Annotated in this window: 19 protein-coding genes and 3 tRNA genes; 16 read left to right on the plus strand and 6 right to left on the minus strand. The window is 67.3% G+C overall.

What is annotated here, in order from left to right; all coding sequences use genetic code 11:
- Positions 1-26 precede the first annotated feature (26 nt).
- Positions 27-1,775: an ABC transporter ATP-binding protein gene (locus tag ACEXHE_RS10630; RefSeq protein WP_374785813.1), complete on the plus strand. Its 1,749-nt coding sequence runs from the start codon at positions 27-29 to the stop codon at positions 1,773-1,775.
- Between the two features lie 3 nt (positions 1,776-1,778).
- On the opposite strand, the gene ACEXHE_RS10635 is transcribed toward ACEXHE_RS10630, so the two are convergent.
- The 3 genes from ACEXHE_RS10635 to pta form a co-directional block, all read right to left on the minus strand.
- Positions 1,779-2,246, minus strand: coding sequence for a hotdog fold domain-containing protein (locus ACEXHE_RS10635; RefSeq protein ID WP_091698663.1), 468 nt, complete (start codon positions 2,244-2,246; stop codon positions 1,779-1,781).
- Between the two features lie 81 nt (positions 2,247-2,327).
- On the minus strand, positions 2,328-3,491 hold the full coding sequence (locus tag ACEXHE_RS10640) for an acetate/propionate family kinase (RefSeq protein WP_374785773.1): 1,164 nt from the start codon (positions 3,489-3,491) through the stop codon (positions 2,328-2,330).
- Between the two features lie 47 nt (positions 3,492-3,538).
- Positions 3,539-5,611: a phosphate acetyltransferase gene (pta, locus tag ACEXHE_RS10645; RefSeq protein WP_260060660.1), complete on the minus strand. Its 2,073-nt coding sequence runs from the start codon at positions 5,609-5,611 to the stop codon at positions 3,539-3,541.
- Between the two features lie 237 nt (positions 5,612-5,848).
- Between pta and ACEXHE_RS10650 the strand changes: the two genes are divergently transcribed.
- From ACEXHE_RS10650 to ACEXHE_RS10670, 5 genes are all read left to right on the plus strand, one after another.
- Entirely contained in the window at positions 5,849-7,195 is a 1,347-nt protein-coding gene (locus ACEXHE_RS10650) for an Nramp family divalent metal transporter (protein WP_374785774.1), read from the plus strand.
- Between the two features lie 123 nt (positions 7,196-7,318).
- Positions 7,319-7,678, plus strand: coding sequence for a thiamine-binding protein (locus ACEXHE_RS10655; protein ID WP_277245959.1), 360 nt, complete (start codon positions 7,319-7,321; stop codon positions 7,676-7,678).
- Entirely contained in the window at positions 7,675-8,229 is a 555-nt protein-coding gene (locus ACEXHE_RS10660) for a GNAT family N-acetyltransferase (RefSeq protein WP_245760779.1), read from the plus strand. Before ACEXHE_RS10655 ends, ACEXHE_RS10660 begins: the two co-directional genes overlap by 4 nt.
- Entirely contained in the window at positions 8,226-9,149 is a 924-nt protein-coding gene (locus ACEXHE_RS10665) for a spermidine synthase (RefSeq protein ID WP_374785775.1), read from the plus strand. The genes ACEXHE_RS10660 and ACEXHE_RS10665 overlap by 4 nt, the downstream gene beginning before the upstream one ends.
- Positions 9,150-9,222: 73 nt before the next feature.
- Positions 9,223-10,173, plus strand: coding sequence for a universal stress protein (locus ACEXHE_RS10670; protein WP_356969144.1), 951 nt, complete (start codon positions 9,223-9,225; stop codon positions 10,171-10,173).
- Between the two features lie 44 nt (positions 10,174-10,217).
- Here the strand turns inward: ACEXHE_RS10670 and ACEXHE_RS10675 are convergent, their stop codons facing one another.
- Positions 10,218-10,601: a metallopeptidase family protein gene (locus ACEXHE_RS10675; protein WP_374785776.1), complete on the minus strand. Its 384-nt coding sequence runs from the start codon at positions 10,599-10,601 to the stop codon at positions 10,218-10,220.
- 82 nt (positions 10,602-10,683) lie between these two features.
- Here ACEXHE_RS10675 and ACEXHE_RS10680 point away from each other — a divergent pair.
- The 3 genes from ACEXHE_RS10680 to ACEXHE_RS10690 all read left to right on the plus strand — a co-directional run bounded on the left by ACEXHE_RS10680 (position 10,684) and on the right by ACEXHE_RS10690 (position 11,066).
- Positions 10,684-10,756 (plus strand) — tRNA-Glu (locus tag ACEXHE_RS10680).
- A gap of 102 nt (positions 10,757-10,858) precedes the next feature.
- A tRNA-Asp gene (locus ACEXHE_RS10685) sits at positions 10,859-10,932 on the plus strand.
- Positions 10,933-10,993: 61 nt separating this feature from the next.
- A tRNA-Phe gene (locus ACEXHE_RS10690) sits at positions 10,994-11,066 on the plus strand.
- Positions 11,067-11,134: 68 nt separating this feature from the next.
- Here the strand turns inward: ACEXHE_RS10690 and ACEXHE_RS10695 are convergent.
- On the minus strand, positions 11,135-12,283 hold the full coding sequence (locus ACEXHE_RS10695; protein WP_374785777.1) for a tyrosine-type recombinase/integrase: 1,149 nt from the start codon (positions 12,281-12,283) through the stop codon (positions 11,135-11,137).
- On the minus strand, positions 12,283-13,074 hold the full coding sequence (locus ACEXHE_RS10700; protein ID WP_374785778.1) for a hypothetical protein: 792 nt from the start codon (positions 13,072-13,074) through the stop codon (positions 12,283-12,285). Before ACEXHE_RS10700 ends, ACEXHE_RS10695 begins: the two co-directional genes overlap by 1 nt.
- Before the next feature lie 85 nt (positions 13,075-13,159).
- On the opposite strand from ACEXHE_RS10700, the gene ACEXHE_RS10705 reads away from it, so the two are divergent.
- From ACEXHE_RS10705 to ACEXHE_RS10735, 7 genes are all read left to right on the plus strand, one after another.
- Positions 13,160-13,372 (plus strand): helix-turn-helix transcriptional regulator, encoded by a 213-nt coding sequence (locus ACEXHE_RS10705; protein ID WP_374785779.1) that lies wholly within the window; start codon positions 13,160-13,162, stop codon positions 13,370-13,372.
- Positions 13,373-13,766: 394 nt separating this feature from the next.
- Positions 13,767-14,183 carry a hypothetical protein gene (locus ACEXHE_RS10710; RefSeq protein WP_374785780.1) on the plus strand — a complete coding sequence of 139 codons (417 nt, stop codon included), beginning with the start codon at positions 13,767-13,769 and terminating at the stop codon, positions 14,181-14,183.
- A 153-nt stretch (positions 14,184-14,336) separates the two neighbouring features.
- Positions 14,337-15,095, plus strand: a complete 759-nt coding sequence (locus ACEXHE_RS10715; RefSeq protein ID WP_374785781.1) for a hypothetical protein — start codon at positions 14,337-14,339, stop codon at positions 15,093-15,095.
- A 58-nt stretch (positions 15,096-15,153) separates the two neighbouring features.
- A complete protein-coding gene (locus ACEXHE_RS10720; protein ID WP_374785782.1) occupies positions 15,154-15,534 on the plus strand; it encodes a hypothetical protein in 381 nt (126 codons plus the stop codon).
- Between the two features lie 693 nt (positions 15,535-16,227).
- Complete coding sequence (locus ACEXHE_RS10725; RefSeq protein WP_374785783.1) at positions 16,228-17,622, plus strand: hypothetical protein; 1,395 nt, start codon at positions 16,228-16,230, stop codon at positions 17,620-17,622.
- Between the two features lie 4 nt (positions 17,623-17,626).
- Entirely contained in the window at positions 17,627-18,244 is a 618-nt protein-coding gene (locus ACEXHE_RS10730; protein WP_374785784.1) for a recombinase family protein, read from the plus strand.
- Positions 18,245-18,323: 79 nt separating this feature from the next.
- Positions 18,324-22,094, plus strand: a complete 3,771-nt coding sequence (locus tag ACEXHE_RS10735; RefSeq protein ID WP_374785785.1) for a P-loop NTPase fold protein — start codon at positions 18,324-18,326, stop codon at positions 22,092-22,094.
- The last annotated feature ends 316 nt before the right edge of the window (positions 22,095-22,410 follow it).

Below are 22,410 nucleotides of genomic sequence, written 5' to 3' on the forward strand. Positions count from 1 at the left end.
AGACTGAGAACTCTGAGAAGTCTGAGATGACCGAGATGTCGACCGAGCCCGTCCAGGGCGAGCCGCTGTTGAACATCACCGACCTGCAGGTCGCCTTCTCCACCATGCACGGCAGCGTGCAGGCCGTGGACAACGCCTCCATGGAGCTGGCCGCCGGCAGGACGCTGGCGATCGTGGGCGAGTCCGGTTCGGGCAAGTCCACCACGGCCATGGCCGCCATCGGCCTGCTGCCGGGCAACGGCAAGGTCACCGGAGGCTCCATCCGGTTCGACGGCCAGGAGCTGGTCGGCATGCCGGAGTCCAAGCTGCGCCGGATCCGCGGTGAGCAGATCGGGCTGGTCCCGCAGGACCCCATGTCCAACCTGAACCCGGTCTCCAAGATCGGCACGCAGATCGCCGAGACCCTCCTCACCCACCGTCAGGCCACCAAGAAGGATGTGGACCAGAAGGTGGTGGCGGTGATGGAGCAGGCCGGCATCCCGGAGGCCGCCCGCCGCGCCAAGCAGTATCCGCACGAGCTCTCCGGCGGTCTGCGTCAGCGTGCTCTGATCGCGATCGCCCTGGCCTGCCGGCCCCAGCTGCTGATCGCCGATGAGCCCACCTCCGCCCTGGACGTCACCGTCCAGCAGGTCATCCTCGATCAGATCGGGGAGATGACCCAGGAGCTGGGGACCGCCGTCCTGCTCATCACCCACGACCTCGGCCTGGCCGCCGAACGTGCCCAGAACCTGGTGGTCATGCACCGTGGTCTGGTGGTGGAGACCGGTCCGGCCGAACAGCTGCTCAACGACCCCCAGCACCCGTACACCCAGTCCCTGGTCCGTGCGGCACCGTCCGTGGCGGCCGTGCGGCTGGCACCGGACGCGTTCGCGGCACCCAGTGGCACCTCCGGCAGCCACGCGGCAGGTGAGCCGACCGCGGACGGTGACCGGCCGTCGTCGGGAACTGCTGTGGAGGGGGCGCCGAAGCGCACCGCGGAGCCCCTGGTGACCATCACCGACCTGACGAAGGTGTACCCCAAGAGGGGCCAGGCCGACTTCTACGCCACCCGGGATGTGACGCTGGAGATCCCGCGGGGCTCCACGGTGTCGATCGTGGGCGAGTCGGGCTCCGGCAAGACCACCACGGCGCGGATGCTCCTGAAGCTGATCGAGCCGACCTCGGGGTCCATCACGTTCGAGGGCAAGGACGTGCTGAACCTGAACAAGGCGGACCTGAAGGACTTCCGGCAGCGCGTGCAGGCGGTGTTCCAGGACCCGTACTCCTCGCTGAACCCCATGTTCACGGTGGGGCGGATCATCGAGGAGCCGCTGGTCGCGTACAAGCGGGGCAACGCCCGGGAGCGGCGCGAGCGCGTGCTGAAGCTGATGGACCAGGTGGCCCTGCCGGCGCACATGTTCCGGCGGTATCCGGCCGAGCTCTCCGGTGGTCAGCGGCAGCGCATCGCGATCGCCCGAGCCCTGGCGCTGAACCCGGACCTGATCGTGTGCGACGAGCCGGTGTCCGCGCTGGACGTGCTGGTGCAGGCCCAGATCCTGGACCTGCTCAAGGACCTGCAGCAGGAACTGGGGCTGAGCTACCTGTTCATCTCCCACGACCTCGCCGTGGTGCGGCTGATCTCCGACTACGTCTGCGTGATGAAGGACGGCGAGCTGGTGGAGGCCGCGACCTCGGAGGAGATCTTCACCAACCCGCGGCACCCGTACACACGGAAGCTGCTGGCCTCGATCCCGGGCAACGAGCTGGAGATCGACGCCGACGCCGAGGTGGCCTGAGGCTCAGCGGGGGGAGACCCACATGGTGATCTCGGCATGGACCACCACGGTGCCGGACGGGTCGGTGACGTCCACCGGGACCACCACGTCACGGGACTGATCTGCTGTGAGCATGCTCAGGTCCTCCACGGTGGCCACCGCGGTCAGGGTGCCCTGGGCCTTCTTCCGGTACTCCACCGTCATGCCCTTGGGGATCCAGCGGTGGCTGGCCGGCATGGACATGTCCGCCGTGGATCCAGCCACCAGCTCCGCCAGGTTGCAGCAGGCGATGGCGTGGACGGTGCCGAGGTGGTTGCGCACACCCCACCAGTCGGGCATCCGTGCCTCCCCGCGACCGGGCTCCAGGGAGATCACTCGGGGAAGGATGGTCCGGAAGTACGGTGCCTTCAGGCACAGCGCGGCGCTGAACAGCTGCTTGCCGAGTGGGCGGCCCTGCAGAGCGGCATAGGTCTTCTGGAGTGCGGTGGGCATGGTGTCCCTCTCGTCCGGCGGCGGATGGTTACGGAACGGTAACATTCGGGCGTGCGGCGGGGAAGGAACGGACCCCTCGGCTCAGAGCCTCCCGTGCTGCTGGGCCACCTGGAGGGTGAGGGCGCCGATCGCCTGCTCCTCGTCCGTGGGAACCACCAGGACCGGGATGGCCGAGTCCGGTGTGGAGATCACGCGCGGCTCCCCGGAGCGCTGCTCGTTCAGCTCCGCGCTGTACTGCACGCCCAGCGCGCCCAGTCGGTCCAGCACCGCAGCCCGGAACGGGGCCGAGTTCTCCCCGATGCCGGCGGTGAACACGATCGCCTGCGCACCGTCCACGGCCACGTGGTATCCACCGACGTACTTGGCCAGACGGTAGGAGGCCACCTCCAGTGCGGTCCGCGCTGCGGTGTCCCCGGCCTCAGCCGCCTCCACGACCTCACGCATATCCGCGTTGCCGGACAGCCCCAGCAGGCCCGACTCCTTGTTCAGCAGGTGGTCCATCTGCTCCGCGGTGTAGATCCCGCGCGAGATCAGCTGGGTGATCACCGAGGGGTCCACGTCCCCGGACCGGGTGCCCATCACCAGTCCGGCCAGCGGGGTATAGCCCATGGAGGTGTCCACCGACTTCCCGTCCCGGATGGCGGTGGCTGAGGCGCCGTTGCCCAGGTGCAGGACCACCGCACGGAACTGATCGCGCTCGATCCCCAGGGTCTGGGCGGCCACCCCGGTCACCAGGTCATGGCTGGTGCCGTGGAAGCCGTACCGGCGGATGCCGTGCTCGGTGTACAGCGCGTCCGGCAGGGCGTACCGCCAGGCCTCCTCCGGCATGCTCTGGTGGAAGGAGGTGTCGAAGACGACCACCTGCGGCATCTCCCGCCACCGTGCCGTGATGGCGCGCAGCCCCTGTGCCGCCGCGGGGTTGTGCAGCGGGGCCAAGGGGGCCAGCCGTTCGATCGCCCGGATGACCTCCATGGTCACCAGGGCCGGTGCGCTGAACCGCTCGCCGCCGTGCACCACCCGGTGTCCGGCCGCGTCGATCGTCCGTCCCGCCAGCACCTCCTCCAGGTGGGCGTCCACCTGCTCCAGTGCCGCGGCGTGATCCGGGATCCCCGAACCAGGCACGCCGATCCTCTCCACCAATCCCTTGGTGAGGATGGGCTGGTCAGGCTCGGAGCCGTCGTCGTGGATCTCCCGCACCTGGTACTTCAGGGAGGAGGAGCCGGAGTTGATGATCAGGATGAGCATGGTGGTCCGTTCCGTCAGGCTGAGTGGGGCTGCTGCGACTGCTGGGACTACTGGGACTGTGCCTGGATGGCGGTGATGGCCACCGTGTTCACGATGTCCTCCACGGTGCAGCCGCGGGAGAGGTCGTTCACCGGCTTGTTCAGACCCTGCAGCACCGGTCCCACGGCCACTGCCCCGGCCGACTGCTGCACGGCCTTGTAGGTGTTGTTGCCCGTGTTCAAGTCCGGGAAGATGAACACCGTGGCCTGCCCAGCGACCTCCGAGTCCGGCATCTTCGAGGCCGCCACGGACTGGTTCACCGCGGCGTCATACTGCAGCGGTCCGTCCACCTTCAGCTCCGGATGCGCGCCGCGGACCAGCTCGGTGGCCTGGCGGACCTTGTCCACGGCCTCGCCCGAACCGGAGCCGCCCGTGGAGTAGGAGAGCATGGCCACGCGCGGATCCACGCCGAACTGCTCAGCGGTGACCGAGGAGGCGTAGGCGATGTCCGCCAGCTGCTCCGCGTTCGGATCCGGGTTCACCGCACAGTCGCCGTAGACCAGGGCGCGGTCCGGCAGCAGCATGAAGAACACGGAGGAGACGATCGAGACGCCAGGGCGGGTCTTGACGAACTCCAGGGCCGGGCGAATGGTGTTCGCGGTGGTGTGCGCGGCGCCGGAGACCATGCCATCCACATCGCCCAGCTGGACCATCATGGTCCCGAAGTACGCGCCCTCGAGCATCACCTCGCGGGCGCGCTCCAGATCCACTCCCTTGTGGGCGCGCAGCTTCGCATACTCCTCTGCATAGCGCTCGCGGTCCGGGGAGGTGGCCGGGTCCACCAGCTCCAGTCCGGTCAGGTCCACGCCCTCACGCGCGGCCAGCTCCTTCAGGGCGGCCTCCGGTCCCAGCACCACCAGGTCACAGACATCACGACGACGCAGGATCTCCGCGGCCCGGAGGATGCGCGGATCCTCACCTTCGGGCAGCACGATCCGCTGGCGGTCGGACTGGGCCCGTTCGATCAGATCGTGCAGGAAGCGCAGCGGGGTGATCCGGGAGGTGCGTGGGATCTCGATCCGCTGGAGCAGCTCGTCCCCGTCCACCCGCTGATGCCAGGCGCCCAGGGCGGCAGCGGTCTTGCGGGGCTGGGCACTGGAGAGCTCGCTGCGCACGGTGGAGACGTCCCGGGCAGTGGTGAAGGTGTCCGCCATGGTGACGAAGATCGGGAACGCAGCGTCCCGGTAGAGCCGCTGGACGCTGTGATTGGGCAGGATCCCGTTGGTCAGGATCATGCCGGCCGGCACCGGGAAGTCCGGGGTCAGGGCCGAGGCCACGGTGGCCAGCACGGCGTCGGAACGGTCACCGGAGACGATCACCAGGGCGGCCTCGCGCAGGATCTCCAGGAAGTTCCCGCCCTCCATGGACACCGCCTTGACCTCGGAGACGTCCCGGTCCAGGTTCTCCTGCCCGGCCACCTGGGACAGATCCAGAGCGTGGGCGATCTCCGAGACGGAGGGCAGAGCCAGTTCGGGCAGCTCCGGCAGGACGTAGACCGGCCAGGAATGGCGGCCGGGCCGAATGGCGTCGTGGATCTCGTCCAGCTGAGTGGGGTCGGCCCGGTTGACCATCATGGCCAGCAGGTCCACGCCGGCCTCGTCCAGGGAACGGCGGGCCAGGTCCACGGCGTCTGCGGCCTGGGATGCGGACAGTCCGGTCCCGGCGACCACCCCGATGACGGGCGTGCCGAGGTTCCGGGCCAGATCGGCATTGAGCTCCAGCTCCACGGCGGGGTCGGCGGCGGCCAGGTCGGTGCCCTCGACCACCACGATCCCGCACTCCTGGGCGATCGCGTCGAACAGGGCCACGCAGCGTTCCTGCACCTGGTCGCCGTGGCCCTCGGCGATCAGCGCGCGCGCCTCGGCGGCGGTGAGCCCACCCCGGGACCGTTCAGCGCTCAGGCCGAACTGCTCACGCATCAGCTGGACCATCGGGTCGGCGTCCGGATCGTCCCCGGGGACGATGGGCCGGAAGTAGCCGATGGAGCCGGACCGCTTGTACAGCGAGTCGGCCAGGCCGAGGCTGACCAGGGACTTCCCGGCGCCGCTCGTGGTGGTGGTGACGAAGATGCCCTGGGGCATGGTGCGCCTCTCCTCGGGGGTCGAGTCGTCCGCGTCTGACGAGTGTCAGTCGGACCTGCCTCCACTATAGGGAGCGGGATACAGATGGTTCGTATACCCTCCATGCGCTACAGTTCGTTCATCACACTGGTGATGCCGGACACAGCTCATGGGGATCTGCATCACCGCTTCCATCGCACCATCTCCAGCCGACACCGTGGGGCGTCGGCCGATCCGCACAGAGGGGAATGGAGAACCATGTCACAGCACGCGCATGCTGGCAGAGGACATCCGGTCCACAATCCGGACATCGTCGGGTTCACCCAGGCCGAGATCAATGAGACTCCGGTCAAGCCCAAGTGGAACTCGCTGGGCCCGGGCATCGTCGCCGCCGCCACGGGCGTGGGCGCCGCTGACCTGGTGGCCACCCTGACCGCCGGCTCCCGCTACGGCTACATGCTGATGTGGGCCGTGGTCCTGGGCGTCATCCTGAAGATCGTGCTCGTGGAGGGCACCGGACGGTACTACCTCTCCACCGGCAAGACGATCTTCCAGGGCTGGCGCACGCTGGGCCAGTGGACCAGCTGGTACTTCGGCATCTACATCATCGTCTGGGGCTTCGTGTACGGCGCCACCGCCATGAGCTCCACGGCGTTGCCGCTGGCGGCCCTGTTCCCGGGCGTGGACTCCAAGATCTTCGCCATCGCGGCCGGTCTGATCGGCATGGGCCTGGTGTGGCTCAACAAGTACCGCCTGGTCGAGACCCTGATGACGGTGCTGATCGGCATCATGTTCGTCACCGTGCTGCTCTCCGCAGCCATGACCACTCCGAACATCGGCGAGATCCTCACCGGACTGGTCCCGCGCCTGCCCACCGAGGACGGCGCCATGTTCTACGTCCTGGGCCTGGCCGGCGGCGTCGGCGGCACCATCACCCTGGCCGCGTACGGCTACTGGCTGCGTGAGAAGGGGTGGAACACCCCCAAGTGGATGCGCGTGATGCGCTTCGACAACTCGGTCAGCTACATCCTCACCGGCATCTTCGTGATCGCCACCATGATCATGGGCGTGGAGCTGCTGCACTCGGCTGACATCGCCATCTCCGCGGGCGACCGCGGCCTGCTGGATGTGGGCAACGTGCTGGCCGAGCGCTATGGCGAGGCCTGGTCTGTGGTCTTCCTGGTCGGCTTCTTCGCCGCGTCCTTCTCCTCGCTGCTGGGCGTGTGGCACGGCGTGTCCCTGATGTTCGCCGACTTCTGGACGAACTTCCGCCGTCCGGCCGACGAGCTGGACCAGGACGATGCCCCGTCGCTGGCCTCTAAGCCCGCACGCTTCTACCTGATCTGGCTGACCATCCTGCCGATGTCCCTGCTGTTCCTGGACCGCCCGATCTTCCTGATCCTGCTCTACGGCACGCTCGGCGCGCTGTTCATGCCGTTCCTGGCGATCACTCTGCTGTTCCTGAACAACCAGAAGAAGCTGGTCCCGGAGAAGTTCCGCAACAAGTGGTACCACAACGTGCTGCTGGGCCTCACCGCGCTGATCTTCATCGTGCTGGGCGGCAGCGAGCTGATCAAGGCTCTGACCCCGCTGTTCGGCGGCTGATCCAGCCGGCACTCCGGGCAGACGTCAGCAGCGTCCTGCACAGCTGACACAGGCCCTCGAGCCCTCCACCCGGGAGGTTCGGGGGCCTGTTCGCGTTCTGGGACGTGGGGCAGACTGGAGGACATGATCGTCGCATTCTCTGTCGCTCCCTCTGGCCAGCCCAGCCTGTCGAACCATCCGGAAGGGGCCGTCGTCGGGAACACCACCGCCGGCGCCGAGGCCGATGGCTCGGTGCATGAGGCGGTGGCCGCCGCGGTGAAGGTGGTCCGGGACTCGGGCCTGCCCAACCGCACTTCCTCGATGTTCACCGAGATTGAGGGGGAGTGGGACGAGGTGATGGCCGTGGTGAAGGCAGCCGTGGACGCGGTCTCCCCGTTCGGTTCGCGCATCTCCCTGGTGCTCAAGGCGGACATCCGCCCGGGGCACACGGGTGAGATCGATGGGAAGGTGCAGCGCCTGGAGGCCGCACTGGAGGATCTGTGATCCGCTCCGCCCGCACGGAGCACAGCTACTACGTTCGCGACGCCGCCCAGGCCGACCTCCCTGCCGTCCTGACCATGAAGGCCGCCGCCTGGCGGGAGGCCTACGGACACCTGCGGGATGAGCAGTTCTTCCAGCGTGCCGAGGCCACCCTGGACCGGCAGATCGAACACTGGCGCGGGATCGTGGACCGGGGGACCACCGTCTGGATGGCCGAGGACGAGCGCGGGACCTGCGTGGGCATGGCCTGTGCCGCGCCGGCTCGTCCGGAGCGGATGCACGGGCGGACCGACCTGCCCGACCTCGAGCTCACCGCCCTCTACGTGCTCGCCTCGGCGCAGGGCACCGGGGTGGCCGACGCCCTGCTGGACCGCGCCCTGGGTGAGGCCCCGGCCTTCCTCTGGGTCCTGGCGGAGAATCCCCGCGCCCAGTCCTTCTACCGCCGGCACGGATTTCACGACGACGGCGCCTCCGTGGCCATGGACGGCCCCTGGGAGGGCCTCCAGGAGCAGTTGATGGTGCGGCGCGCTGCCGGCATGGGCTCGAGCGCGTGAGCGGACGAGGACGGGGCGGAGGCAAGAGGTCCGGTTCCGCCGAGCGTCCGGGCCGTGGTCGAGGACGCGGTGGGGTGGAGGCGGCGGAGATCGAGCCCGGGGCGTTCCCCATCGACACCGGGACCGCCGAGATCCTGCCCGACCCCTGGACGGACGGCGCCTGGCTGCTGAAGGTCAACGGCGTGGAGTCCTCTCAGCTGAACCCGGACCAGCCCCTGGAGATGGGGTTCGAGTACATGCGCTGGGCCGCCGCGGTGATGATGCACCGCTGGACCTCGGACACGGCGCTGCGCGTGCTGCACCTGGGCGGTGCCGGCTGCACCCTGGCCCGGTGGACGCACGCCTGGTTCCCCCAATCCCGTCAGACCGCGGTGGAGCTGGACGCCGGTCTGGCGTTGGCGGCGCGGGACCGTTTCGGGCTGCCGCGCGCCCCGGCCCTGCGGATCCGGGTGGAGGAGGCCGGTGCCACGCTGGCCGGAGCCCACCCGGACAGCCGTGACGTCATCATCCGGGACGTGTTCGCCGGCACCGGCCCGAGCGATCAGATCACCCCGCCCCACCTCACCGGTCTGGAGTCGGCCGAGGCTGCCGCGCGCACGGTGGGTCCGGGCGGGCTGTACCTGGTCAACTTCGGCGGGGGACCGGATCTGACCTTGGCCCGGCGTGAGGTGTCCACCCTGCGACAGTGCTTCGCCACCGTCGGGGTGATCGCCGACCCGCAGATGCTCAAGGGGCGGCGCCGGGGGAACATCATCCTGGTCGCCTGCCAAGACGAGCTGACCCGTCCTGCGGCCGGGGGCAGGGACGGTCTGGTCCGGCACCTGCTGGCGGACCCGTTGCCAGCCCGGCTGATCGAGCCCGCCGCCGACTTCGCCGCCGGAGCACCACCCCTCACGGCGGCTCTCCAGCCCGTGTCCTGACCGGGGCGGACACCTAGACTGGAGATGCCCCCAGGATCGACGAGGATCCTGCGGACCCGAAGAGGAGATGGCCATGACCCAGCAGTCAAGACAGGTGCAGACACACGGGATCGTCGTGGGGGTGGACGGCTCGGATCAGTCGCATGCGGCCTGCCGCTGGGCCCTCCGCGAAGCTGAGCTGCGTGGCCTCCCGGTGACCCTGGTGACCGCCTACAGCATGCCGGTGTTCGCCGCATCGGCTCTGGAAGCAGGCTACGGCGGCCCGGACGACGAACTGATCCGCACCGGAGCGGCCCAGGTGCTGGAGGAGATGGTCCAGCGGCTGAAGAAGGACGGGCCGTTCTCCGTGGAGGTCCGTCAGGCCGTGGAGATGGGCGACGCCGCCGGAGTCCTGGTGGACTACTCCGCCCAGGCCGAACTGCTGGTCGCCGGATCTCGCGGCCGCGGCGGGTTCCTGGGCCGCCTGCTCGGCTCGACCTCGGGAGCTCTCCCCGCGCACGCCAAGTGCCCGGTGGTGATCGTTCCCCCGGGGGACCTGACTCCTCGCTTCCAGCCGGGCGTCCCCGTCGCCGTGGGCGTGGACGGTTCGAACCAGGGACGCGTGGCCGCCCTCGCCGCGGCCCGCGAGGCCTCCGTGCGGGGCACCCCGCTGCGCGTGGTCTGCGCCATGCCGCCGGTCTCCGGTGCTGTGGCCTGGCTGCCGGCCACCGTGGACGAGCACGCTCTGGTGGAGGAGCTGCGGCAGACCCTGGACCAGGGCGTGGCCTGGCTGCAGTCCGAGTTCCCCGATCTGGAGATCAGCGCCCATGTGGTGGACGGCGTCCCGGTGGACGTGATGGTCGAGGAGTCCCGCACGGCACGGCTGACCGTGGTGGGCACACGGGGGCGAGGCGGGTTCGCCGGCGCCCTGCTCGGCTCCACCAGCCACGGCGTGATCGCCCACACCAAGGGGCCGGTGATGGTGGTGCCCTACGCCAAGGACCAGCGTCTGGCGTCCCGGGAGAAGTTCGGCCCCGTCGACTGATCTGTGGATCCCTGCAGGCTCTCGATGCCCTGCGCGAGCGCTGCTCAGTCCCAGCCGAGCTCGTGCAGGCGCTCGTCGTCGATCCCGAAGAAGTGGGCCACCTCGTGGATCACGGTCACGGTGATCTCCTCGATCAGCTCGTCCCGGTCCTGGAAGGCGCGCAGCAGAGGTCCGCGGTAGATGATGATGCGGTCGGGCATCTGCCACGGCATGCCCGCCCGCTCCGTCAGGGGGATGCCGTCATAGAGTCCGAACAGCTCGGTGTCCGGGTCCTCCCAGGGCTCGGGCTCGTACTCCTCCTCCACGAACACGGCCACGTTGGACAGTCGGTCCGCGAGCTCCGGCGGAATGCGGTCCAACGCCTCGGTGACGACCTGGTCGAACTCGTCCTCGCTCATCTGGCCCGCGGGATCCTCGGCAGTGCTCATCCCACCAGTCTGCCTGGTTTGCGGTGGATGCCGTCCGCGCCTTAGACTTCTCTGGTCCACTTCGGGAACCCGAAGTGTTCAGGCCCCCATCGTCTAGAGGCCTAGGACACCGCCCTTTCACGGCGGCGACACGGGTTCGAATCCCGTTGGGGGTACGCAGGAAACGGCTCCAGCAGCCACCCTCTCTGTGTCGCAGATCGCACCCCGGTGTGGTCAGAAGCGGAGAGAATGTCTGGTAAAGTTGTTTCTCGCACACTGGCCCTGTAGCGCAGTTGGTTAGCGCGCCGCCCTGTCACGGCGGAGGTCGCGGGTTCGAGTCCCGTCAGGGTCGCTTGGATGTTCCGGTGCCGTTCCGGCGCGGAAGATCCTGGTGACATCGTCAGATATCACCGGGCTCTGTAGCTCAGTTGGTAGAGCGTACGACTGAAAATCGTAAGGTCACCGGATCGACGCCGGTCGGAGCCACGAAACCCCCGGCCCGCCGGGGGTTTTCGCTTTCTAACAGTCGGCCACCCCGCAAAAACCCCGCACTTTCAGAGCAGCCCAGTGAGCTGCTCCTGCATCACCGTTCCGGCGCGGGTGTCGCCCTTGAGCGTGTTCATGTAGACGTCCTGGGTCATCGACGGGTTCGCGTGGCCGAGGAACGCCGCAATCTCGGCGGCCGACATCCCGGCCCGATCAAGCATGGTCGCGGCGGTCTTGCGGAAGGAGTGCGTGAACAGCTTCGGGTACCCGAGACCGTCGCGGATGTCGCGGAGCTCGCGCTGGGTGTTGGAGGGATCACGCAGCCGCATGAGCCGCGTCGGAAAGATCAAGGTGGTGTCCCCCTTCAGGCGTTCATGGCGGCGACGGAGCATTTCCACTGTGGGCTTCGGCAGCGGCGTGATGCGATAGGCGGCATCGGTCTTCGGCACCAGCTGCCGGATCATCCCTTGCCCCTTCACCCTTGCGCTGGTGGCCTCGACCTCGGCAGTGCCCTTACGGAAGTCGACCGAGGCCACATCAAGAGCACAAGCCTCGCCGACGCGCCAGCCCGAGGCGAGCATGTATTCGAGTAGCTCGACCGTGTCCTGTTCGATGAGGGAAAGGGCCACCCTCAGCTTGGCCATCAGGTCGGGGAGGTCCTGGGGATCGATGGCGGAGGATCCCTTCTTACCCTTGGGCTGCGCGATCCTCTCGACGTCGCGGACCGGGTTCTGTGGCGCTGCGCCGTTGCTCACCGCCAGCGCCATCATGCCGCTCAGGGCCGATCGGCAGTTCTTCGCCGCGCCGTGCCCGGACTCCTTGTGCACCGTGTTGAGGAACTTCTGCAGCCGGTCGGGCTTCGCCTCGGCTACGGTGAGGTCCCCGAGGCGCGGGGTGATGTGCGCTGTCACCGCGTAGCCATAAGTCTCAAGGGTGCCCTCCGAACGCTCGAGATCGCGTTTGTGCGCGAGGAACCGCTGTCCGAGCACGCGAAGCGTCGTCGTCGGTTTCAGCTCGCCTCCCCGGCTGCCCTCAATCGTCAGCAGGGCCCTCTTCAGGGCGGCCTCTGCCTTGACGCGGCTGGTCGCGAAGCGTTCGACCTGTCGGGCCTTACCGTCCGCATACCGGTACCGCGTGCGTGCTCGCCACTTGCCGGGTTCGACCTCCGTGGTGTTGATCTTGCCGTAGGTGCCGATGCTCAGCCGGGGACGCCCCATCAGCCCTCCTCCTCGATGGCGGTGTGGATCTCGTCCACGAGCAGGCGCGTGACGCGGCCCCGCGCCTGGGGAGAGCTACCGGGCCCTGCCCGCCGTGCCGATTCGTCCTCGAGCCCGCGCCCCCACAGCTCCTCGGCCCAGCGCCGGAGTTCCGCCGGGTCGAGGTCCAGCTTTTTCGCCGCCCGCTGTTCGGCGAGGCTCGGGGGATGGATATCGTCCTCGTCGTCCCAGTCCGGCTCGGGTGGCTCCTGGTGGTCGTCGATCATCTGATCGAGCATGTCGGAGTGCTCCCCGGGCGTCAGCGCCCTGCCGCCTCGGCGGCTGACCTCTTCCTCGACCTCTCCGTCGGCGACATACGGGCGTAGCCGGTCGCCGGCGGACCGAATGCGTTCGTCGCCCACCTCTGACTCGAACGGTCCTTCAAATGGGGGAGCGGCATCCTCATCGGTCATCTCGACCTTGCCTCCCCTGAGGGCGCGCTCCGCCAGCGATCTGCGGACCGGGAGCTCCGGGCGGCCCGAGAACGGGCGGTCGAACACCTCCGCCTGACCGAGCATGTCCACGAGCGTGAGCGACTTCCCGCTGAGGTCCCCGAGAACCAGGGCGAGGGTCAACAACGTCGGAAGCGTCGGCGACGCCTTGCCGGCCTCGATTGCCTGGACGCTCGAGAGGCTCCACGTCGCCCCGAGCTCGCGCCCACGACGTGCCATCGACTCGAGCGTGATCGCGTGCTGCCGCCGGTAGGCGCGCACGAATGTACCGACTGCCTGCGCATAGGTCGTTGCTTCCATATGCCACAGGCTACCAGTATTTCGTATCCTGTGTTAGCGTGTGTCACAAGTACAAGAATCTGGTGAGAGTGTGAGGTGAATGGTGATGAGCAACAGCCATGCTGCGGGAAGCGTCCTGCTCGACGCGAAGGCCCTGTCTGCGCAGACGGGGATGTCCGTCTCGACGATCTACAGGAAGAGGTCTAACGGGGAGTCGCTGCCTCGTGCCGTCAAGATCGGGAGCGCGGTGCGGTGGCGGCAGATCGACGTTGATGCGTGGATCGAGGAGCACCTCGAGCCTGCTGAGGGGGTGGCCTGATGCGGCACCACTTCCGCGGCGGCTGTACCACGTGTACCACCTCTCCGCTCGCACGTGGTACAGCATGTGGTACACCGTTTTCCCAGGTCAGCACGGGTTTGTACCACGTGTACCGCTGTACCACGAGAATTCGGGTCCTTTGCCGGACCGAGCGCCGTGAAATGCGTCGAACCTTTGAACCCTGGCCTCGAGAGAGCGGACAGCTGGGGGTCACTCACTCCCGGTTTGCCTGGTCAGAGGCCGGTGTCTACGCGCGCACCCGTCACGGCATCCGGCTTCAGAGTGGGTTCAACGACGGTGAACCTTTTGAACCCTCTGTACCACTCAAGGTTCAGATTGTCACCACAGCAGGCGTCAACAATCTGAACCCCCGACAGACCGGGGAGGACCTCCCATGAGGCCGTTGAAGCCCGATGAGACCGCGCGGTGCGCGATGTTCGTGATCGACGTCGCGGACCGTTCGGGTCCGGTCGAGGAGCAACGAGCCGGGCTCCAGGATCTCCTGGCCGGGTACGCGTCGTTCAAGAAGTGGGCGTTCGTCCTCCACGACCGGGACGATGAGCCTCCGCACTGGCAGGGCGTCGTCCAGACAGACAAGAACTACGGCGGCGAGGGCTTCGCGAACCGCCTGGGCGTGGAGTCGGTCAGGAAGCTGGCGGGCGGCCAGAAGGCCCTCATCGCCGGCCTTCGGTACCTCACGCATGAGGACCAGGACGCCAAGGCCCAGTACGCGCGCTCCGCGGTCGTCGCAACACCCGGGTGGGCGTGGGAGTCGGATCTCGATGCCGCCACCGTCAAGGACAGTATGTAGGGAGGCGCTGGCCGCAAGAAGATCATCGCCTCGATCCAGGACGGGAAGCTGTCGGCACGGGAGGCCATCCGACGCGGTGCCGGCAACGAACGGGCCGTCCGCATCGCCAGGGCGAAGCACCTGCGCGAGCTCGAGAGCGCTGACTTGCCGGCGGTGCGCGTGAACTTCTACCTCGAGGGGCGGACCCACCCGTCCATGGAAAGGCTGGCGCACGCTCTGGCCCGGACCCTCGCCTCCGACCGCCGCTTCTACCGCTTCGAGGGGCACGACTTCGACGAGTACGACGGCGAGGACGTCGTCCTGATGGGGTCGTCCCTGCGCGCGTGGGTCCGCGAACCGTTCGAAGACGTCATTCAGCGTGGCGACTTAGGCGATGCGGCGGACCTCTTCGCGATCCTCTCCGCGACACCAGTTCCCCACAGCGTGCCCTCGCGGTACGGCAAGACGCAGCTCGTGCACCGCCACACCGTGATCGTCGGGTCCGAGAGCTTCGCGGTCTTCCAGAAGCGACTTGAGCGCTACTACGCGCATGCCGTGGAGGACGCCCGCGCGCAGTCCTACATGTCACTGCCCGTGGTCGTCCCCGTGGACGCCGAATCGTTCGGGGTACAGGTCAATTCCCGCTTCCTGCTGGGCCGCGGAGAACTCGATCAGTACATCGACTCTGAGCGCTACCGTCTCGGCCTGGCCGAGGCCCTGGCCTCGTCCCGGCATGTCCCCGATGAGCAGCGGGAGCGTCTCGTGAGGGAGCTGGAGACGCAGCAGACCAGGCCGATCTGCGACGCCGGCGGTGACGTCGCACGGGCGATGCAGCCCGACGGCGAGCTAACCGCCGAAGGAGTCCTCGCCATGCACGCCGGGCTCGGCACGGCGATCCCGGGCAGCTATGCAACTGCCGGTGACCTCTCCTAGGGCTGACGCCAACCCTCAGCGCTCTCCGCCACGCCACCGACCACGAAGGAGACTGGCCATGCCTGATCTGACCACTGCCGACGCGCTCCGTGCCTGGGCTCGGGGTGACCTCGCTCTGGAGGCAGCCGTCGGGCTGCTCATCAGCGCCCTCGGCGGCCGGCTTCTCCACGGCCTGTGGGTCTGCCGTGACGAACACGGCCGCCTCTGGTTCGACCCGGACGTCGCCGCGGCCGAGGGCGGGTACCTGAGCGGCGGGGAGCGGCGGGTGCTGGCCATTGCCTCATCCCTGGCCAGCACCGGGCATCCGGTTGATCTGAATGACGCGGTCACCAGCCTCGACGGGCAGGCCCTGCGATGTGTGCTGAAAGCACTGGCGCATGCCGGCGGCACTGCCGGAGCCTTTGAGGGACCAAGGTGGGCTCCCGATGAGCCCCGGTAGGGACACCGCAGGGACCCAGGTCGGTCCCGGCGGCGAAGAGACCTCCAAGAGTCCTGGAGCGGACCTCGGCGAGGCCCGTGGAGGCCCCACTGGGGACCCGAGTGAGACCTCAATGGCTCCAGCCACCAATCCCGACCGCGCAGGGACCCGCAGAGGACACCACCGCGACCTCCACGAGACGCGAGTGGGACCCGTCCGGGACCTTGGTGGTGCACGGGCCGCGCGGGTCCCCGTCCTGTGCCGTCGTGCGCTGCGCGGACACCTGTGGCGGCTCGGCTCCCGGGTCGGCGGGTCTGGTGCCGGTCTCGACGGCGGTCGGGCGAGGTCCTCGCCGTCGTGGCCGCGGTGGAGTGCGAGCCGCCCCGGTGGGGCGGCGAGCGGTCCGCCGTGTGGTCCTCACACCAGCAGGTTGCCCGCGCAGCGGCCCCCGGAGGGCCCCAGACAAACGGTGCGTCAGCGGAGTTTGTCATACGGGCCTATGACATTCCATGTCTCGGGCGCCAGAGGCTCCAACAACAGGGTGCAGGGGCCCGGTTGTTGGAGAGGCACCCGAGACATGGAATGGCGCGCTTGCCGGGTGATCGGGGCCGCGCAGCGGGAGGGCCCCCGATCATCCGGCAAGCGCTGCCGAACGGTCCCGCCAGGGACCGGGAGGCGTCCTGGTCAGCACACTGTTGAAAGCGAGGAATGACCATGGCCGAGGCGACTGGACATGCCGCGTTCCACCTCAAGCACGTCGCCCACGGGACGGCCGGCAACCGCGCCGATCGCCGGGGGCTGCTGCACGAGTCGATGCGGCATCTCAACTCCAAGAACGTGGCGCGGCACGCCGGGAAGAACGCCTCCATCGTGCCCGCCGACGCGCACCTGAACACCGGGTTCGTCAACGACGGGACCGGCGGGTTCCGGACCGTGGGAACGGTCAAGGAGGTGCTCGACTACGGTGACGCCCGTCAGAAGCGGGTCCGTCGGAAGATCACCGAGAAGCAGGTGACGACGAACCTCTTCGTCGTCCATCTGCCGAAGACGATGTGCGTGGAGATCCCGGACTACTACCCGCGGCGGACCGCGAACGGCTCCCAGCGCCTGGACCCGGTCACCGGAAAGCCGATGTCCAGGTCGCGCTGGGTTGCCCGCGACCTCGACGAGGCCCTGCGCTACTTCCGCGATGCGGTTGATCACTTGGGCGGGCACGTCATCCCGGGCGGACAGGAGGCGATCCACGGCTGGGCGACCAACTTCGACGAATCCACGCCCCACATCCAGATCATGGCGGACCCGTTCGCGCCCGACCCGAAGGCACTGGACGACAAGCCCGACGCCCTGAGGACAGAGCACAACCAGGCCTACGGGTCCCACCGCGAGGTCAGGGACGAGGCCGGTCGCCAGGTCAGCGGACCGGCGAAGATGCGTCTGCATCAGGCTGGATTCCGGGAGCACATGGTCGCTCTGGGCTGGCCCGTCGAGAGCGAGGTCAGCGCGCGGCATGGCCAGGAGTTGTCCAAGCCTGAGTTCGAGGCGGCCATGGACGCGGTTGCCGAGGCCAACGCCGTCTACGACGGGGTCCGCGCTAAGTCGGACGCCAACCACGCAGCCATCCAGAACTTCAATCTCGATGCCGCCGAGATCAGGAACGAGTTCGAGGCGCGTTCGACGGAGCTGGACGAGCGCGAGGGAGAGCTCGATCGCCGTGAGGCCGACCTGCCGGCGCTTCGTCGCCGGGCCGAGACCGAGGGCCACGCGGCCGGCATGGATGCGGCACGCGACCAGATCGACCACGCCGTCCAGCAGCGGCTTGCCGTCGCCCTGGCACCGGCCCGGGGTGTGCTGGAGCGCCAGCGGGAAGAGCTCGAGGAAGAGCTCGAACGGGCCGCCGCCGAACGCCGTGCCTTCAACGCCTCCGCGGCTCAGTTCGAGCGGCTGAGCCGGATCCTCGAGCCCCTGGTCGCCAAGTGGGAGCAGGCAAACCCGCACACGGAGAAGGGAGCGAAGGCCCAGTCGCTGGCCACCCGCATCAGGCAGATCGAGCAGCGCGCCGCGAAGATCCGCGAGGCGTCGCCGGATCACGACCACGAGTTCGGTGGCTGACCGGGTGACCGACGGATACACCAAGAAGGAGACCACCATGCAGTTCGGCTACACCCGCACCTCGACGGCCGACAAGCAGCCCGACGACCTGCAGCGCAGGGCCCTGCTCGACGCCGGCGTCCCGGAGGCGCAGATCTACGCCGACCAGGTGTCGGGCTCGAAGGCGACGGGCACCCGCGCCGGATGGCAGGCGCTCGATGATCGGCTCCGGGACGGCGACGAGCTCGTCGTCTGGCGCATCGACCGGATCGGGCGTTCGATGATCGACGTCATCACCACCGTCACCGCCCTGGTCGAGCGCGGCGTCGCCGTCCGCTCGCTTGCGGACGGGATCGACCCCTCCACCCGGGAGGGCCGGCTGATGCTGAACCTGATGGCGACGTTCGCCGAGTACGAGCGCGAGCTCATCCAGGAACGCGTCCAGGCCGGCGTCGACGCCGCTCGGGCCCGCGGTGTGAAGATCGGCCGCCCCGCGCCGGACCCGGCGAAGGTCGCGCGGAACCTCAGGACGGTCCAGCACCTCATCAACGCGGAGGGCCTCGGTGTCGTAGAGGCCGCGAGGACCGTGGGCTGGTCGAAGGCGACGTACTACAGGTATCGGTCTGCGCAGGCCACGGAATGACCACAGTTCCAGTGGAAACACGGCCCAATCAGCGACGTGTCCCGAGGATTGTGTCAGTCCCTTCAGCCATACTTCAGTTATGTTCCAGAACCGGCACATGAGCCGGGCTACGGAGGCTGCCGAGCCCGCCACGCCCAACCAGTCCGCGGACTCGCCCACATCAAACACGGGGTCGGAAGTCGAACTACGGTCACTCGCTCCCGAGTACAAAAGGGAGCAGCACGCCTCGTACGTGCGCCACCTCGAGGCCGCGGTTATGGAGCCGAGGAACAAGAACATCGCACTGACCGGTCGCTACGGATCCGGCAAGTCAAGCATTCTCGACCATTTCCTCGAGGAACAGCAAAAGAAGCGGAAGACGACGCTGCGTATCAGCATCAACACCCTCGGTCCCGACGACGACGAGGGCTTGACCAACCGAATTCAGAAGGAGCTGGTCAAGCAACTGGTCTACCGGGCCAAGCCCGGCGAGATCCGACACTCACGGTTCGCACGCAGGAAGGACCCGACCTGGCACCGAACCTTGCTGGAGGCCGCTGTGGTCGGAGTCGTGCTCGTCGGCCTGCTCTGGCTCTTCGGAGTCCGGCCGGATGCGGATGCTCTCGGTACTGGTCACGTTGCCCTGCCTGCCATCGCGCTCCTGGTCCTCGTCGTGGGAGCCGCGTGGGCAGCTCGCTGGGTGATCGGCAACCGCCTCGTCTCGCAGTTCTCGACCGGGGGCACGTCGATCTCGTTTGACAAGCAGCCGGAATCCTACTTCGACGAGTACCTCGACGAGATCGTGGCGTTCTTCGACGCGACGGAGCCCGACCTCGTCGTCTTCGAGGACCTGGACCGGTTTGATGACCCACGGATCTTCGACTCGCTGCGCGAGCTGAACACGCTCGTCAACGCCTCCGCGCACTGGAAGGACCGAGAACAGCCACTCCGTTTCGTCTATGCGATCAAGGACAGTCTCTTCGAGAAGCTGGGTGAGGATCCCCAGGACAAGGATCGGAAGCTGAAGGAATCGTCCACGCCGAGACAGTCGGAGAACGCTGAGCCCACGCCTACGGTTGAACCGGCGGAGAAGAAACTCCGTGATGCCGCTGAGGCGGCAGTGGAGCGCGCGAACCGGACCAAGTTCTTCGAGATCGTGATCCCCGTGGTGCCGTTCCTCTCACACAGCAATGCGCGCGACCTGCTGAGCACGGAGATGGAAGTGGCGAAGCTGCCCCAGGGCACGGAGATCAGCCGCGGACTGCTCGATATCGTCGCCCGCCACGCGACGGACATGCGCCTGCTGCTCAATATCCGCAACGAGTTCGTGGTCTTCGCCGAGAAGCTGTTGTGGATCAAGAAGGAGGACCGCGCCCCGGGTCTGACTGCCGACAGCCTGTTCGCCCTCGTCGTATACAAGAACTTCCACCTGGCCGACTTCGAGAAGCTACCGCACCGGGGCAGCGTGCTGGACGAGCTCGAACGCAAGCGTCGGCAACTGGTTCACGACTTCATCGCGAAACTCCGCAAGGACAAGCAGGACCTCCTGCACAAGGACTATCTTCGGATCGAGCAGGAAGAGACGGCCCGGGTTCTCGGTGATCGCCTCGTGACGTTCGCGGGCACTATGAGACAGACCATTGAGAGTCTCAATGTCAAAGAACGGTCTTACACTCCTGACGAGATTGGGACACCAGCGTTCTGGAAGGATGTTTCGGAGGTTGGCGAAGTGCAACTCCAATTGCGCTCTTCCCTGTCCAACCACGCTTCCAGGGCTGCAATCAAGCGCGACCAACTGAACGGCCTCTTCCCCAAGGCCATGGATCCCCATCGGTGGGGACAGCGCAGAGACGAACTCGACACGAAACGAGCAGACCTCGATCACCAGGTCGCCATCCTTCGAGGCGCAGACTTCGCCACCCTCGCCAGACAGCCGTTCATTGAAGGCGTCGAGGAATCGTTCATTCACGCGGTGAACAACCTACTGCCCTCTCAGCTCGCTCGAGACCTGGTGCTCGACGGCTACCTGACTCGGTACTACGCCGAGTACTCGGCGGTCTTCTACGGTGACTTCCTTGGCGTCGACGTGGCGAACTTCTTCCGGAACTGCGTCTGGCCGAACGAGATGGACGTCCAGTTCACTTTCGAGACGACGAACGCGGTGCAGAACATCCTGGAGCAGGCACCTAGGGACTTCACCAGGTCTCGCAGCGCGCTGAACATCGAGGTCGTCGACCACCTGCTCGAGAACGAGCCACGGAAGGCCGAGGAGGTCGTGAGTTTCCTCGTCGACGAGCCGAGCGAGGACAGCACGGCGTTCCTGGACGCCTTCCTCAACGACACTGACTCACGCAAGCACAACCTGGTCCATCTCCTGGCAGCGCATCCCTGGAGCGGTCTGTTCGACCATCTGGCACTTCCAGACGCCGTCGCCGATGAGGCGACCCGGACTGAGCTCATCGATGCTGCGCTGCTGAGCGCCCCCGTCGCCGACGCGTACACGCTCCAGGATGAGGCGCGCGCGCTGATCATCGACCGCTACACGGAACTCACTGCCTTCACCACGGACCTCGGCAAGGAGAAGACCGATGTCGTCGTAGAATTCATCCTCCGCATCGGCCTGATCGTGCCCTCCCTTCGGCCACTGTCCGCGGCACTGCGCCAACGAGTCGTTGAGGACAGAGCGTACGAGCTCACGGCTGACAACCTCCGCGCCGCCCTCGGCCTCAGTAGAGACGAACCGATCGCACTGGACCGGATCCGTGAAGACAACGACATCTGGCGGCGATGCCGCGACGACATCACCGGTTACCTCGACGCAGTGAATGAGGACGAACCGACTGAGCACACAGTGCTCGGCCCCGAGGTCCTGAGCACCGTGGTCCAGGAGCAGCACGAGACGTGGACCGATGAGCAGCTGGCCGCCGTGCTGGAGTCGAGCGCCCCGGCTGCAGCCCTCCCTGACATCACCGAGGTGTCCACGGACACGTGGCCAGCGATTGGCAGGACTCGACGGATGGTGCCGAGTGCGGTGAACCTGCACAAGTACGCGAAGACGTTGGGCGTGGACGAGCACCTCACCAAGGTGCTCCGCCTCGAGTCGGGATTACCGGTCGCTTTCGAAGGCCTGGAGGATGCTGAGCCCGATTTGATCCACGACCTGAGGGTGCGGATCCTGAACGCTTCCCAGGTGCTCGGGTCCAAGGATCGGGTGTCGCTCGCACTCGAGCTCGATCCGGAATCGCGACTCGATCCGATAGACCCGACCGAGCTCCGGCCGTCCGAGGACGATCTCCTGGCCGACCTCCTAGAGGCCGGCCTTGTTCCGGAAACCGCCGTGACGTTCGAACACTTCTTGACCGCAGGCTGGCGCTCGGTAGCCAAGGCGTTCGAGATCTCGGAGGCTGCCAAGGATTTCCTGACCCCCGAGCTCGTAACCGGTCACGTCCTGGCTCTGCTTCGCAATCCGTTAGTTCCGAAAGGCACCAAAGCGAAGATAGTCGCCGATCTCGGGGCCTATGCGGCGAACGGGGACGGGGACGTGTTGCGCGAAGCCGCCTCGTTCGCCCATAAGACAAGGACCGGGCTTCCGCTACCGCAGGTCGAATGGGCAGCGCCCCATGTCTCCGACCCGGAGCACGTCCTGTGGCAGCTGTCGACCATGGATGACGGCCACGACAGCGACGACGCCATCCGAGTACTCAGCCTGCTGGGCGGCGACTACGAAGGCTTCCGTGGCGATCCGGGCCATGAGTTCGACGTTCCGATCACCGATTCGATCGAGGAGATCCTCAAGCACCTCAAGGCCAAAGGACTGGTCGAATTGCCCCGAGGCGGCAAGCGAGGCCGCAAGAAGGTGAAGCTGGTCTGAGCTGGTTTCGTTGAAATACTCTCCCGGCCGCTAGTCGGCGTCTAGGCGTTCGGCATCGGTCCGAACTGTCTCGTTAACTCAGTCTCGTTCGAACGATTTACGAGACCGACTAAAGAGACCCGCTCCCTGGCGTGGAGCCGAGGGGCGGGTCCCGTCTCATCAAGGTGATGACTCCGAGACTCTCGGATCTGGGGACGCAGAGAGCTTCGGGGTGACGTCGTGCGGGCAATCTCTTGGCCACACGCCCAACTCGATTAGGGGGTGGAACTCGGTGTTTCGAGCATGGGCAGGTTCCGTGCCGGCAGGCGGTCCCGCC

This window comes from Micrococcus sp. IITD107, assembly GCF_041927415.1.
In the GTDB taxonomy this organism is placed as follows: Bacteria; Actinomycetota; Actinomycetes; order Actinomycetales; family Micrococcaceae; genus Citricoccus; species Citricoccus terreus.

What these genes read in the sequence shown, in the direction of transcription:
- ACEXHE_RS10735 (WP_374785785.1), top strand. Translation starts at nt 18,324, where the DNA reads ATGTTCCAGAACCGGCACATGAGCCGGGCTACGGAGGCTGCCGAGCCC.
- ACEXHE_RS10725 (WP_374785783.1), top strand. Translation starts at nt 16,228, where the DNA reads ATGGCCGAGGCGACTGGACATGCCGCGTTCCACCTCAAGCACGTCGCC.
- ACEXHE_RS10700 (WP_374785778.1), bottom strand. Translation starts at nt 13,074, where the DNA reads ATGGAAGCAACGACCTATGCGCAGGCAGTCGGTACATTCGTGCGCGCC.
- ACEXHE_RS10720 (WP_374785782.1), top strand. Translation starts at nt 15,154, where the DNA reads ATGCCTGATCTGACCACTGCCGACGCGCTCCGTGCCTGGGCTCGGGGT.
- ACEXHE_RS10670 (WP_356969144.1), top strand. Translation starts at nt 9,223, where the DNA reads ATGACCCAGCAGTCAAGACAGGTGCAGACACACGGGATCGTCGTGGGG.
- ACEXHE_RS10710 (WP_374785780.1), top strand. Translation starts at nt 13,767, where the DNA reads ATGAGGCCGTTGAAGCCCGATGAGACCGCGCGGTGCGCGATGTTCGTG.
- ACEXHE_RS10640 (WP_374785773.1), bottom strand. Translation starts at nt 3,491, where the DNA reads ATGCTCATCCTGATCATCAACTCCGGCTCCTCCTCCCTGAAGTACCAG.
- ACEXHE_RS10635 (WP_091698663.1), bottom strand. Translation starts at nt 2,246, where the DNA reads ATGCCCACCGCACTCCAGAAGACCTATGCCGCTCTGCAGGGCCGCCCA.
- ACEXHE_RS10675 (WP_374785776.1), bottom strand. Translation starts at nt 10,601, where the DNA reads ATGAGCACTGCCGAGGATCCCGCGGGCCAGATGAGCGAGGACGAGTTC.
- ACEXHE_RS10655 (WP_277245959.1), top strand. Translation starts at nt 7,319, where the DNA reads ATGATCGTCGCATTCTCTGTCGCTCCCTCTGGCCAGCCCAGCCTGTCG.
- ACEXHE_RS10695 (WP_374785777.1), bottom strand. Translation starts at nt 12,283, where the DNA reads ATGGGGCGTCCCCGGCTGAGCATCGGCACCTACGGCAAGATCAACACC.
- ACEXHE_RS10705 (WP_374785779.1), top strand. Translation starts at nt 13,160, where the DNA reads ATGAGCAACAGCCATGCTGCGGGAAGCGTCCTGCTCGACGCGAAGGCC.
- ACEXHE_RS10630 (WP_374785813.1), top strand. Translation starts at nt 27, where the DNA reads ATGACCGAGATGTCGACCGAGCCCGTCCAGGGCGAGCCGCTGTTGAAC.
- ACEXHE_RS10650 (WP_374785774.1), top strand. Translation starts at nt 5,849, where the DNA reads ATGTCACAGCACGCGCATGCTGGCAGAGGACATCCGGTCCACAATCCG.
- pta (WP_260060660.1), bottom strand. Translation starts at nt 5,611, where the DNA reads ATGCCCCAGGGCATCTTCGTCACCACCACCACGAGCGGCGCCGGGAAG.